General features: G+C 65.0%; 15 protein-coding genes. All 15 read left to right on the top strand.

What is annotated here, in order from left to right; genetic code table 11:
- Positions 1-4 precede the first annotated feature (4 nt).
- The 15 genes from flhB to AABA84_RS27590 all read left to right on the top strand — a co-directional run bounded on the left by flhB (position 5) and on the right by AABA84_RS27590 (position 12,478).
- A complete protein-coding gene (gene flhB, locus AABA84_RS27660) occupies positions 5-1,090 on the top strand; it encodes a flagellar biosynthesis protein FlhB (protein ID WP_212248897.1) in 1,086 nt (361 codons plus the stop codon).
- Positions 1,091-1,154: 64 nt separating this feature from the next.
- A complete protein-coding gene (flgB, locus tag AABA84_RS27655) occupies positions 1,155-1,556 on the top strand; it encodes a flagellar basal body rod protein FlgB (RefSeq protein ID WP_212248898.1) in 402 nt (133 codons plus the stop codon).
- 11 nt (positions 1,557-1,567) lie between these two features.
- Positions 1,568-1,984 carry a flagellar basal body rod protein FlgC gene (flgC, locus tag AABA84_RS27650; RefSeq protein WP_212248899.1) on the top strand — a complete coding sequence of 139 codons (417 nt, stop codon included), beginning with the start codon at positions 1,568-1,570 and terminating at the stop codon, positions 1,982-1,984.
- Positions 1,985-1,986: 2 nt separating this feature from the next.
- A complete protein-coding gene (locus AABA84_RS27645; RefSeq protein ID WP_014492660.1) occupies positions 1,987-2,316 on the top strand; it encodes a flagellar hook-basal body complex protein FliE in 330 nt (109 codons plus the stop codon).
- 17 nt (positions 2,317-2,333) lie between these two features.
- Positions 2,334-3,122: a flagellar basal-body rod protein FlgG gene (gene flgG, locus AABA84_RS27640; protein ID WP_338305439.1), complete on the top strand. Its 789-nt coding sequence runs from the start codon at positions 2,334-2,336 to the stop codon at positions 3,120-3,122.
- Between the two features lie 13 nt (positions 3,123-3,135).
- The gene (flgA, locus tag AABA84_RS27635) at positions 3,136-3,612 is read left to right on the top strand and encodes a flagellar basal body P-ring formation chaperone FlgA (RefSeq protein WP_212248901.1); all 477 of its coding nucleotides are present in this window, start codon (positions 3,136-3,138) and stop codon (positions 3,610-3,612) included.
- A complete protein-coding gene (flgI, locus tag AABA84_RS27630) occupies positions 3,609-4,739 on the top strand; it encodes a flagellar basal body P-ring protein FlgI (RefSeq protein WP_338305438.1) in 1,131 nt (376 codons plus the stop codon). Before flgA ends, flgI begins: the two co-directional genes overlap by 4 nt.
- A 67-nt stretch (positions 4,740-4,806) precedes the next feature.
- Entirely contained in the window at positions 4,807-5,589 is a 783-nt protein-coding gene (locus tag AABA84_RS27625; RefSeq protein WP_212248903.1) for a MotE family protein, read from the top strand.
- On the top strand, positions 5,590-6,297 hold the full coding sequence (gene flgH, locus AABA84_RS27620) for a flagellar basal body L-ring protein FlgH (protein WP_212248904.1): 708 nt from the start codon (positions 5,590-5,592) through the stop codon (positions 6,295-6,297).
- Between the two features lie 42 nt (positions 6,298-6,339).
- Positions 6,340-6,783 carry a flagellar basal body-associated FliL family protein gene (locus tag AABA84_RS27615; RefSeq protein ID WP_212248905.1) on the top strand — a complete coding sequence of 148 codons (444 nt, stop codon included), beginning with the start codon at positions 6,340-6,342 and terminating at the stop codon, positions 6,781-6,783.
- Complete coding sequence (gene fliP / locus AABA84_RS27610; protein ID WP_018318447.1) at positions 6,780-7,520, top strand: flagellar type III secretion system pore protein FliP; 741 nt, start codon at positions 6,780-6,782, stop codon at positions 7,518-7,520. The genes AABA84_RS27615 and fliP overlap by 4 nt, the downstream gene beginning before the upstream one ends.
- A 264-nt stretch (positions 7,521-7,784) precedes the next feature.
- Positions 7,785-8,690: a flagellin N-terminal helical domain-containing protein gene (locus tag AABA84_RS27605; protein ID WP_212248906.1), complete on the top strand. Its 906-nt coding sequence runs from the start codon at positions 7,785-7,787 to the stop codon at positions 8,688-8,690.
- A 263-nt stretch (positions 8,691-8,953) separates the two neighbouring features.
- Positions 8,954-9,865: a flagellin N-terminal helical domain-containing protein gene (locus AABA84_RS27600; protein WP_212248907.1), complete on the top strand. Its 912-nt coding sequence runs from the start codon at positions 8,954-8,956 to the stop codon at positions 9,863-9,865.
- A gap of 298 nt (positions 9,866-10,163) precedes the next feature.
- The gene (fliF, locus tag AABA84_RS27595; RefSeq protein ID WP_212248908.1) at positions 10,164-11,789 is read left to right on the top strand and encodes a flagellar basal-body MS-ring/collar protein FliF; all 1,626 of its coding nucleotides are present in this window, start codon (positions 10,164-10,166) and stop codon (positions 11,787-11,789) included.
- A complete protein-coding gene (locus AABA84_RS27590) occupies positions 11,786-12,478 on the top strand; it encodes a hypothetical protein (protein WP_212248909.1) in 693 nt (230 codons plus the stop codon). The genes fliF and AABA84_RS27590 overlap by 4 nt, the downstream gene beginning before the upstream one ends.
- The last annotated feature ends 2 nt before the right edge of the window (positions 12,479-12,480 follow it).

The following is a 12,480-nucleotide window of genomic DNA, read 5'->3' as shown; positions in this document are numbered from 1 at the left end:
GGGCATGGCAGAATCATCCGATCAGGAGAGCAAAACAGAAGAGCCGACCGAGAAGAAAGTCCGTGATGCGCTCGAACAGGGCAAGATCCCGGTCTCTCGGGAGGCCTCTATTTTCGCCTCGATGGCCGCGCTGATGGTCATTCAGGCGTTCCTGATCGGCCAGGGCGTGCAGCAATTGACGCCGACGTTGAAGAACCTGCTGGACGATCCCGAGGGCTTCCCGCTCTCGACCGGCGCGGACGCGCAGAACCTGCTCACCGTGGTCGGCCTCGAGGCGCTGCGCTTCCTGGTGCCGCTGGTCGTCACCCTCGGTGCGTTCGGGCTCGCCGCCTCGCTGCTGCAAAACGCGCCGCGTCTGGTGCTGGAGCGCATCAAGCCCGACCTGTCGCGAATCTCGCCGATCGGCGGCTGGAGCCGGCTGTTCGGAACGCAGGGATTGGTCGAGTTCGCCAAGTCGTTGTTCAAGCTGGCTGCGGTGACCTCCGTGGTCGCCTTCGTGCTGCGCGCGTCGGAGGCGAAGGCGTTCGAGGCGATGTACACCGATCCGGTTGCGCTGCCGGAGATGATTCTCAACATCGCGATGCGGATCGTCTCGGCGATCTGCATCGCGACCATCGTCCTGGTGGCGATCGATCTCGCCTGGGCGCGCTTCCACTGGCGGCGCCAGCTGCGCATGACCAAGCAGGAGATCAAGGACGAGCACAAGCAGGCGGAAGGCGATCCGCTGATCAAGGCGCGCCTGCGTTCGCTGGCGCGCGACCGCTCGCGGCAGCGGATGATCGCGTCCGCATCGCGCGCGACGCTGGTGATCGCGAACCCGACGCATTTCGCGATCGCGCTGCGCTACCAGCGCGAGGAAAATCCGGCGCCGCTCGTGGTGGCCAAGGGCATGGACGTGATCGCGCTGAAGATCCGCGAGGTCGCCGAGCAGAACCGGATTCCGGTGATCGAGAACAAGGCGCTGGCGCGCGCACTCTACGAGGCGGTCCAGGTCGATCAGGTGATTCCGGCGGAATTCTTCCGCCCCGTGGCCGAGATCATCTACTTCCTCCAGTCGAAGCAGGCGTCGCGCACCGAGAAGGTCCAGTAGAATTCCGAGGACGACGTCCGGCCCAACAGCTTGACGAAAGCTTAACGCCCTAGGCTTCTCCCGAATGGACCAGAACGGGGCTGTCGTGGGACCGCTTTATCTCTTCGAACTCGCATCGTCGCAGGCGCGGTACCTCGAGCTCCGCCAGTCGACCATCGCCACCAACGTCGCCAACGCCAACACGCCCGGATTCAAGGCGCGCGACGTCGAGCCCTTCAACAAGGTACTCGACGGCATGCCGGTGAGGCTTGCCACGACGTCGCCGTCGCACATGCAGCTGGCCGCGGCCGAGACCGACACGCGGGCGACCGCGAAGAAGGACAGCTGGGAAGTGGTTCACTCCGGCAACTCGGTCAGTCTCGAGCAGGAAATGATCAAGGGCAGCGACGTCAGTCGCGATTACTCGATGAACTCGGCAGTCGTGCGGTCGTTTCACCGCATGCTGCTGTCGAGCGCGAAGACCTGAGGTGAATTGAGATGCTGGACTCACTGCAAGCGTCATTGACGGTCGCGAGCTCCGGGCTCGAAGCGCAGTCGACGCGTATGCGCATCGTCTCCGAGAACCTCGCGAACGCGACCTCGACGGGGCGCACCACCGGCGCCGATCCCTACCAGCGCAAGACCATCACCTTCGATGCCGCCATGGACCGCGCCTCGGGCGCGCAGCTTGCGAAGGTCAAGGAGATCGGGGTCGACACCACGCCGTACCGCGTGGAGTACGACCCGGGACATCCCGCCGCCGACAAGGCCGGCTACGTCAAGCTCCCGAACGTCAACATGATGATCGAGATGGCCGACATGCGAGAAGTCAACCGGTCCTATGAAGCCAATCTCCAGGTCGTGAAACAGGTGCGGTCGATGCTGGGCATGACCATCGACCTCTTGAGGAGCTGACAATGCTTGAGGCAATTTCATCCACCGCGATTTCCGCCGGGCAAGCGGCGAGCCGCGCGACCGAGACGCAGGCCATCGCGCCGGCGGCGCCGACCGCCATTCAGTCCACCGACGATGTCGGCTTCGAATCGGTGATGAAGCAGGTGACGACGGACGCAATCGGGACGCTGAAGGCGGGCGAGGCGGCGTCGATCTCGGCGATGCAGGGCAAGGAATCGACCCGGAAGGTCGTGGAGGCGCTGATGTCGGCCGAGCAGGCCCTGCAGACGGCGGTCGCGGTTCGCGACAAGGTCGTGCAGGCCTACCAAGAAGTCGTCCGGATGTCGATTTGATCTGAAGGAATGAAGCTGTGAAATCGCTCGCCATTGCGGCCACGGGCATGAACGCCCAGCAGACCAACATCGAAGTCATCGCGAACAATATCGCCAACATCAACTCGACGTCGTACAAGCGCGCCCGCGCGGAGTTCACCGATCTGTTCTACCAGATGGACCGCATGCAGGGCGTCGCCAACGTCAACGGCTCCTCGCCGATTCCGGAGGGCGCCAATCTCGGGCTCGGCGTCAAGTCGGCGGCGATCCGCAAGCTGCACATCCAGGGCGCGCTGACGCAGACCGGCAATCCCTACGATATGGCGATCAACGGCCGCGGCTGGTTCCAGGTGCTCGGCCCGAACAACGAGGTGCAATACACCCGCGCGGGCTCCTTCAACACCAACGCCAACGCCCAGCTCGTCACCATCGACGGCTATCTGCTGGACCCCGCGATCACGGTGCCGCAGGGCACGGTCGAGGTCACGGTCAATCAGACCGGGCAGGTGTTCGCCAAGCTGGACACCGAGGTGAACCCGCGCCAGATCGGCCAGCTCAACCTCGCCAACTTCGCCAACGAGGCGGGCCTCGAGCCGCTGGGCAGCAATCTCTATCGCGAGACCACGGCCTCGGGCACGCCGGTCGTCGGCCTGCCCGGCGATTCCGGATACGGCAAGATCAACCAGAAATGGCTCGAAGCCTCCAACGTCGACCCGGTCAAGGAAATCACCGAGTTGATCTCGGCGCAGCGTGCCTACGAAATGAATGCCAAGGTCATCCAGGCCTCGGACGAAATGGCCCAGACAGTGTCGAAGGGCATGCGCTAGTTCCGGTGTCTCGATGTTGAACAGGGTGGGCCTGATCGTGCGCGGGTTGGCCGCCGTGCTGCTGGTTCTGGCTTCAGTGCGCCTCGCAATGGCCGAGGAGAAGCGGCTTCCGGTGCCGGCGGTTGCAATCCGCGCCGGCGAGCTGATCCGGGACGACATGATCACCGAGCGCGCCTTCGCGCCGAGCCTGCTCGGCGTCGCCATGTTCATCGAAGGGCGGCAGGTTCTGGTCGGCCGCATGGCGCGGCGCGCGCTGCTGCCGGGTCAGCCCATTCCGACCAACTCGGTGGAAGATCCCTGGACCGTCGCCCGCGGCGCCATGGTCAAGGTCGTGGTGGAAGACAGCGGCCTGTCCATCGTCACTTACGGCTCGGCGATGCAATCGGGTGCGGCCGGCGCGCTCATCCCGGTGCGCAACACGGATACCGGGGTGATCATCAGGGGCGTCGTCCAGCCGGACGGCACCGTGAAGGTCGTGGACGGGTCATGACCAGAATCCTGCTTGCGCTCGTCCTGCTGCTTTCGGCCGCCAGCGCCCATGCCGCCGTCCGCATCAAGGACATCGCGGACATCAAGGGTCTGCGCGAGAACCAGATCGTCGGCTACGGCCTCGTCATCGGCCTGAACGGCACCGGCGACACGCTTCGCAACGCTCCGTTCACGGAGCAGTCCCTGCAATCGATGCTCGAGAACATGGGCATCAACGTCAGGAACGAGACCACGAGCACCAACAATCCGACGCGTCCGACGACGCTGCGCACGCGCAACGTCGCGGCCGTGATGGTGACTGCGGACCTGACGCCCTCGATCGGGCCTGGCGAGCGCATGGACGTGACCGTGTCGTCGCTCGGCGATGCGACGTCGCTCCTCGGCGGTACGCTTGTCATGACATCGCTGCGCGCAGCAGACGGCGCCGTCTATGCGGTGGCGCAGGGCGCGATCACGGTTGCCGGCTATAGCGTCGGGGGCCAGGCGCAGAACGTCAGTCAGGGTACGCCGACGGCCGGACGCATCCCGAACGGTGCGCTGGTCGAGCGCGAGGTGCAGGGAAGTCTCCACGAGATGGAGTTCCTGATGCTGCAGCTGAAGAACCCCGATTTCGTCACCGCAACGCGCATCCTGGACGCCATCAACCGTTACGCCGGCGGACGCTACCGCGCGCAGATCGCCTTCGAGCGCGACTACCGCACCATCGTGCTGTCGAAGCCGCGCCACATCGGCCCTGTCCGCTTCCTCGCCGAGATCGGGGAGCTGACGGTCGAGCCTGATACCCCCGCACGAGTGGTGATCAACGAGCGCACCGGCACGGTGGTGATCGGGCGCGACGTGCGAATATCGACCGTCGCCGTAACGCACGGCAATCTGACGGTTCGTGTCACGGAGATGCCCGTGGTGTCGCAGCCGGCGCCGTTCTCGCGAGGACAGACCGTGGTGGTCCCGCAGACCGTGGTCGAGGCCAACGAGGCCGGATCGCAGGTGGCGATCCTCAGCGGCGTCGATCTGCAGCGGCTGGTGCGCGGGCTGAACCAGATCGGCCTGAAGCCGTCGGGCATCATCGCGATCCTGCAGGCGATCAAGACGGCTGGTGCGCTCCAGGCCGATGTCATCGTGCAATGATGCGCAAGCGTCGTGCAAGCTTGGTCGCTCAATGCTCGTGTCTCGACCGAGAATCGCACGCGGCCCGATGCTGAAGCTGGATCACAAAGCCAAACTCCTCCTGCTGGTCGCGGCCTCAGTGCTCGCGGGCGCGTCGCCCGTGCTGGCCCTGGACGAGGCCAGGCCGACGAAGCCGCTCAACCTGCTCTCCTTCGCACGCGGCCGCGCGCCCGGCCCGCAGAAGCCGCAGCCGGTCACGGCGATGCCAGGCGACAATGCGTCGATCCGGGCGACGGCATGGGCGGCCGAGGACCAGGGCCCTGCAACCACCGGCGCGGTGCCCGCTTCCGAGGCGCCAGCGGCTGCACCTGCACCACCACCGCCTGCAGCTGCACCGGCGCGTCCGGCCAAGCCCGGCAGCGTCACGGCGCCGCCGAAACCTGCGCCGCCGCAGGCCGCGGTATCCGCGGACAACGAAGTCGCCCTGTTCTGCAGCAATGTCGCCGATCCCGCCGTCGATGCGAGGCTGGCCTGGCAGATCAAGGAGCTGGAGAAGGCCGAGAGCCTGCTGCGCGAGCGGATTGCCGAGGTCGAGGCCAAGCGCGTCGAATACGAGAAGTGGATGGCGCTGCGCGACGACTTCCTGAAGAAGGCCGAAGCGAGCGTCGTCGAGATCTATTCGCGCATGAAGCCCGAAGCTGCGGCGACCCAGATTGCCGGCATGGCGGACGAGACCGCCGCCGCCGTGCTCGCCAAGCTCAGCCCGAGGAACTCGAGCGCGATCTTCAACGAGATGGATACGGCACGCGCGGCGCACCTTGCCGATTTGCTTGGCGGAATGCGTCGCGTGGATGACGGAAAGACCAGATAGATGAAGAAGCCGATCCTCATCCTCTCGCTCGTGCTGGCGTCCGTGCCCCTGGCCGGATGCTTCCACGACCCGTCCGAGGTCCTGACCGGCCCGCAGATGTCGCCGGTCGGCAGTGGCCTCAGGACCCAGGCCGATCCGATCCCGGTGACGCCGCGCATGCGCACGCCTGTCAGCTATCGCTCGACCTGGGACGACGGCACCGATCTCTACCGCGATCCCCGCGCCCGGCGCACCGGCGACGTCGTGACGGTGATCATCTCGATGCAGGACAAGGCCAAGCTCGACAACAAGACCGGCCGCTCGCGCGATTCGCAGGTCAAGTTCGGGCTCGACTGGCTGATGGACGTCGCTGGATGGCAGGACAAGGGCCAGACCAACGCCAACCTCAGCACCAACACCCAGATCAAGGGCAACGGCCAGATCGATCGCACCGAGGACATCAAGCTCTCGATCGCGGCCATCGTCACCGACGTGTTGCCGAACGGCAATATGATGATCAGCGGCTCGCAGGAGTTCCGCGTCAACACGGAGATGCGCGTGCTCAACGTCGGCGGCATCGTGCGGCCGCGCGACATCTCGCGCACCAACACGATCTCCTACGAGAAGATCGCCGAGGCGCGCGTGTCCTATGGCGGTCGCGGAAATCTGTCCGACGTGCAGCAGCCTGGATGGGGACATCGGATCTATGACGCCGTGGCACCATTCTGAAGTCCGCGCCGGTCTGGCCGCGTCGCGAGGGCAGGGGACGTGATGCGCCTGATTGCGGCCATCGTGGCGCTGACCCTTGTCGCGATCGGTGCGGGCGCGCTGGCCGGGCTGCATCTGTTCGCGGCTGCCGAGCGCGTCGCCGACGCGAAGAAGACCGCCACGCCGCCGCCGCTTGCCTCGAGCTACGCCGGCAGCGCGCGGCTCAGGAAGCTGTCGCCGATCGTGACCAATCTCGCCGCGCCGGCCAACAATTGGGCCCGCATCGAAGCCTCCATGGTGACCGAGAGCATGAGCGACGAGGATGCCGGCATCCTGGCCGCCCACATCAGCGAGGACATCGTCACCTATCTGCGGTCGGCGACGGTGACGCAATTCGAGGGATCGCGCGGGCTTCAGCATCTGCGCGACGACCTGACCGAGCGCGCCAATATCCGCTCGTCGGGCAAGGTGCGCGAATTGATCATTGAGACCCTGGTGATTCAGTGAGAGTGAAAATCCTGCTGCTCGCGTTGGTTCTGGTCGTGCTGCCCGAAGTGGCGCTCGCCCAGATTCCGGACCTCAACTCGCTGCTGCCGCCCGGAAACGGCTCGACCAGCGGCCGGATCATCCAGCTGATGGCCCTGATCACGGTGCTGTCGGTGGCGCCGGGGCTGCTCATCATGGTGACGAGCTTCACGCGATTTGCGGTGGCGCTGTCGTTCCTGCGCGCCGGCCTCGGCCTCCAGACCACGCCGGCCAACCTGGTGCTGATCAGCCTCGCGCTGTTCATGACCTTCTACGTGATGGCGCCGACCTTCGATCGCGCCTGGGAGACCGGCGTCCAGCCGTTGATGAAGAACGAGATCTCGGAAGAGCAGGCCTATCTGAAGATCACGGATCCGTTCCGCGAGTTCATGCTGGCCCATGTCCGCGACAAGGATCTGCAGACCTTCGAGTCGCTCGCCGCGGAGAGCTTTCGCAAGAAGTTCGACGACAAGCGTGTCGATTTGCGCGTCATCATCCCGGCCTTCATGATCTCCGAGCTGAGGCGTTCGTTCGAGATCGGATTCCTCATCATCCTGCCGTTCCTCGTCATCGACATGATCGTGGCGACGCTGACGATGTCGATGGGCATGATGATGATGCCGCCGACGATCCTGGCCCTGCCGTTCAAGATGCTGTTCTTCGTGCTGATCGACGGCTGGAATCTGCTCGCCTCCGGACTGGTGCGCTCGTTCTCGTAACCGCGGCGATCGCCTGGCGCCCCGTCATGGTTAGCGAAAAGTACCGCGCTATGGTTAGCGTTGGGTAATATTAACCATCTGATATTGCTGAAGAATTCAAGCCGATCTTAATCCGGAAGCAAGATTCGGCGTGTTAGCAATGCGGCACGGCGGGTTGGACCCCACCCATATCAGTCCAAAGGCATGATGCCGCCCCTCCGTACCGGTGCAAGTCCGGTATGTCCCCTGATGAAAATGTAACGCGTACATAAAGGGACATTCGCAATGTCAAGCCTGCTCACGAACTCGTCCGCCATGACCGCGCTCCAGACCCTGCGGTCTGTCAGCTCGCAACTCTCCACCACGCAGAGCCGGATCTCCACCGGCCAGCGCGTGGCCACGGCCGCGGACAACGCCGCCTACTGGTCGATCGCGACCTCGATGCGCGCCGACAACGCCGCGCTCTCCGCCGTCTCCGACTCGCTCGGTCTGTCGGCCGCGACCGTCGACACCGAGTACACCGCTCTGAACAAGGTGCTCGGCGACAGCAACTCCGGCCTGACCAAGCTGCAGTCGCTGCTGGTCGAAGCCAAGACCGCCGGTATCGATCGCAGCAAGATCCAGTCGGAAATCACCCAGATCCAGCAGGACATGAAGAACGTCGCCGGCGCGGCGACCTTCAACGGCGTCAACTGGCTGAGCACGAACGCCTCCACGCCGACGACCGTCAACCTGGTGTCGTCGTTCTCGCGCGTCGGCTCCACCCCGAGCACCAGCTCGATCACCGTGACCGTCGCCAACTACTCGCTCTACACCTCGAGCACGAGCGGCATCCTCGACACGGTGAGCGGCAGCGCGTCGGTCGACAGCCTCAACATCGGTGCGCTGACCGATTCGGCCGCCGACCAGACCATTCTCGATGGTTACATCGCGAAGGTCACCGCAGCGATCGGCACGGTGTCTTCGGGCGCCGCCAACCTCGGCGCCATCAAGAACCGTATCTCGAACAACTCCGAGTTCGTGAAGTCGCTGATGGACTCGGTTGATCGCGGTATCGGCCAGCTCGTCGACGCCGACATGAACCAGGAGTCCACCCGCCTGGCGGCTCTCCAGGTCCAGCAGCAGCTCGGCGTTCAGGCGCTCTCGATCGCCAACAACAACAGCCAGAGCATCCTGTCGCTGTTCCGCTAAGCCTTAGACGATCTCCGGAGGGCCGCGCTTCTCGCGAAGCGCGGCCCTTTCGTTTGCCTGACGCGCGCACCGTGATTTCGGCTGCCCTGTTGCAGCGGAGTCACAGCGCCACAAGCCCCGCACAAGCTTCGTTGACTAGTCTGGCCGTTACGACGGATTGGGTTTACGCGCATTTCCGCAACCCAAAGGCATGATGCCGCCCTGTCGTACCGGTGCAAGCCCGGTATGTCCCCATCCAATCTGTTTTCAAAGGGACATCAAAGATGGCTTCCAGCCTGCTTACCAACTCCGCTGCAATGACTGCGCTCCAGACCCTCCGGAATGTCAGCGCCAGCCTGCAGACGACCGAAAACCGGATCTCCACCGGCCAGCGCGTCTCGACCGCTTCGGACAACTCGGCCTATTGGTCGATCGCGACCTCGATGCGCGCCGACAACGCCGCGCTCTCCGCCGTCTCCGACTCGCTCGGTCTGTCGGCTGCGACCGTCGACACCGAATACACCGCTCTGAACAAGGTCATCGGCGACCAGAACTCCGGCCTGACCAAGCTCCAGGCGCTGCTGGTCGAAGCCAAGACCGCCGGTATCGACCGCAAGAAGATCCAGTCGGAAATCACCCAGATCCAGCAGGACATGAAGAACGTGGCCAATGCGGCGACGTTCAACGGCGTCAACTGGCTGAGCACCAACGCCTCCACCCCGACGACCGTCAACCTGGTGTCGTCGTTCTCGCGCGTCGGCGCCACGCCGACGATCAACACCATCACGGTGACGGTTGCCAACTACTCGCTCTATACCTCGAGCACGAGCGGCATCCTCGACACGGTGAGCGGCAGCGCGTCGGTCGACAGCCTCAACATCGGTGCGCTGACCGACTCGGCGGCCGACCAGACCGTCCTCGACACCTACATCACGCAGGTCACCGGCGCGATCAACACGGTCAGCCAGTCCGCCGCCAACCTCGGCGCCATCAAGAACCGCATCTCGAACAACACTGAGTTCGTGAAGTCGCTGATGGACTCGGTGGATCGCGGTATCGGCCAGCTCGTCGACGCCGACATGAACGCGGAATCGACCCGGCTCCAGGCGCTGCAGACCCAGCAGCAGCTCGGCGTTCAGGCGCTCTCGATCGCCAACCAGAACAGCCAGAGCATCCTGTCGCTGTTCCGCGGCTAAGCGGCGCTTTCGAAAACGACCGTGCTCCCTTGAGGGAGCACGGTCCCCGCCGTGACCGGCGGACGTGACGGCACGACGTGCCCGCAATCGATCTCCCGACGTTGAATTTCATGCGACACGCCGCGGCCGATCGTGCGGCCCATGCGTCCCGGCGTGCGTTGCCGCTGGCCTGATTGCGTCGCCCTTCTTGTAAAATTGCAACGCCTCGCCTGCGAACCGACACATTCGTGTCCGCGCGCAACCTTCAGACAAGGTTGGCAGCGGAGTGTCCTGTACGTTCGCATTGGTACGAGGTCATATGCTCAGTCGTGCGCAGGTACAGCAACTGCTCAACAATCTGCTGGAGCTTGGGCCGCGACGCCTGATGGCCCTTGGCCTGATCGGTTTTGCCGTTCTCGTGACCGTCGTCGGCGGTGCGTACTATCTGAGCCGGCCCGAGTTCGAGACGCTCTATACCGGCCTCACCCGCGAAGACGTGACGCGCATGGGCGCGGCGCTGCGCGAGCAGAACATCACCTTCGACGTCAATACGGCCGGCGACGCGCTCTCGGTGCGCCCGAGCCAGACCATGCAGGCGCGGATGCTGCTGGCCGAGAAGGGGCTGCCGACCAGCGCCAATTCCGGCTACGAGCTGTTCGACAAGATCGGCTCGCTCGGCCTGACCTCGTTCATGCAGGAGGTCACCAAGCTTCGGGCGCTGGAAGGCGAGATCGCGCGCACGGTGCAGTTGATGAAGGGCGTCAAGGCGGCGCGGGTGCATATCGTGCTGCCGGTGCGGGGCTCGTTCCGCGCGACGCAGCAGCCGCCATCCGCCTCGGTCGTGCTGCGCACCGACGGCGCGATCGAGGCCCGCACGGCGCAGTCGATCCGCCATCTCGTCGCCGCCGCCATTCCGGGCATGAACCGCGACAAGGTGACGGTGCTGGATGCCGACGGCTCGATGCTGCTCGCCGAAGAGGACGAGGCGACCGCCGCGCCGACCAAGATGGCGAGCCTGCAGAAGACGGTCGGCGGCATGGTGCAGGAGAACATCCGCAAGGCGCTGACGCCGTATCTGGGCCTCGACAATTTCGAGGTCAGCGTCGCGCCGCAACTCTCCACCGACAAGCGGCAGATCAACGAGACCGTCTACGATCCCGAGAGCCGGGCCGAGCGTTCGGTGCGGAACGTGCGCGAGAAGGAATCCTCGCAGAACGCCGACCGTTCGACCCCGACCACGGTACAGCAGAACCTTCCCGATCAGCAGGTCAACGCCGGCGGCGGCAAGAACTCCAACGAGGACAAGACCCGCCGCGAGGACGTCACCAATTTCGAGGTCTCGTCCAAGACCACGACGACGGTGAGCGACGGCTATTCGGTGAAGAAGCTCTTCATCGCCGTGCTGGTCAATCGGGCGCGGCTGGTCGCCGATCTCGGCGACAAGAGCAACCAGGCCATCGTCGACAGCAAGCTCGCCGAGATCAGCCAGCTCGCGGCGACAGCCGGCGGACTGGACAAGCAGCGCGGCGACCAGATCCAGGTGACGGCCGTCGACTTCATCGAGGGCTCGCGCGAGCTGGCGCCGGTGCCGCCGATCAGTTTCGTCGAGATGATCAACAAGCAGCTCGGCAGCGTCATCAACGCGGTGACGATCCTGGCCGTTGCTTCGATGCTGGTCTGGTTCGGATTGCGGCCCGCGGTCAACGGCATTCTGACCCATCGCGCGCAGCAGGAGCAGGCTGAGGCCGCCGAGGTCGCCGAGCTCGAAGCCGCCGCCGCCCTTGCGTTGCCGGACGGCGAGGAGGCCGAGCTCAATCTCGTCGAAGACCTCGAAGGCAAGATGCAGCGAACGCCGCAGAAGCGACTGGAGCAGATCGTCCGGCTCGACCAGGCGCAGGCCGCAGCGATCCTTAAAGACTGGATGCGACGCGAGGAGGCGGCATGAACGCGGCAATCGGAAAATTCCTGACGCAGTTCGACGCGAACGGCCGGGTCAAATCACCGCCGCCTCCGCCGCTCAAAATCCAGGACGTGCTGACGAGGCCGAAGGAGGTCATGCGCGAGCCTCCGCAGCAGCCTCAGGCCCATTCGCAGCCTCTGCCGCAGTCGCCGTCTCCGGCGTCGAAGGCGGAAGCCCCGCCGGCCAATCTCCTGGACGATGCTTACCGGCGCGGCCACGCGGCCGGCGTCGCGGAAGGCGACGCCAGGCTTGCCGAGGAGCGCGTCCGCAGCGCGATCCGGCTCGGCGAGGAGCGCGCCAAATGGTCCGACCAGCAGGCGATCGCGATCGTCAGCGGCTTCGAGACGGCTTGCCGCGAGATCGAGACCAACATCGCAAGCTCCGTGGCGCGGATATTGCTGCCGTTCCTCACTGAGGCGGTCCGCGACAAGGCGATCGGATCGCTGGTGGAGCAGGTTGCGGCGCTGACCGGCAATTCGCCGGTGCCGGTGTTCAAGGTTACCGGTCCGAGCGAGCTGCTCGACCTCGTGAAGACGCAGCTCGAGGCCTCCAGGCGAACCGGCATCGAGTACGAGGCGGCCGACACCTTGGAGGTTCGCGTCGTGGCCGACCAGACCGTGATCGAGACGCAGATCACGGCCTGGAGCGAACGCCTGAAGGAAGCACGCCGGTAACC

Origin of the sequence: Bradyrhizobium sp. TM239, from assembly GCF_036247985.1 — a bacterium.
Lineage (GTDB): Bacteria > Pseudomonadota > Alphaproteobacteria > Rhizobiales > Xanthobacteraceae > Bradyrhizobium > Bradyrhizobium ottawaense.
The sequence above is the reverse complement of the archived record's forward strand: the minus strand, read 5'-3'. Positions and strand labels throughout refer to the sequence as shown.